The organism is Streptococcus suis (assembly GCF_002964045.1).
GTDB classification, from domain to species: Bacteria; Bacillota; Bacilli; order Lactobacillales; family Streptococcaceae; genus Streptococcus; species Streptococcus suis_U.
The window spans coordinates 1-284 of the sequence record NZ_POPB01000101.1 but is presented as its reverse complement, the minus strand read 5'-3'; the positions used below and the strand labels follow the sequence as shown (position 1 = coordinate 284).

Genomic DNA, 284 nt, shown 5'->3' with positions numbered 1-284 from the left:
TAGCCCGTGAAGTGACCATGGAAGAGGTGGCTGAAATCCGCAAACGCACAGACGTGGAGATTGAAGCCTTTGTTCACGGAGCCATGTGTATCTCCTACTCAGGCCGCTGCGTCCTCTCCAACCACATGAGCAAACGCGATGCTAACCGCGGCGGCTGCTCTCAGTCTTGTCGTTGGAAGTACAATCTCTATGATCTCCCATTTGGCGAAGAACGTCGTTCGATTAAAGGGGAAATCCCAGAGGAGTTCTCCATGTCTGCGGTGGATATGTGTATGATCGACCAT

Annotated in this window: 1 protein-coding gene; it reads left to right on the top strand. The window is 52.1% G+C overall.

Annotated elements, in window-relative coordinates; translation table 11 throughout:
* The coding region (locus C1E99_RS00430) for a peptidase U32 family protein (RefSeq protein WP_161951112.1) at positions 1-284 on the top strand (284 nt) is incomplete at both ends.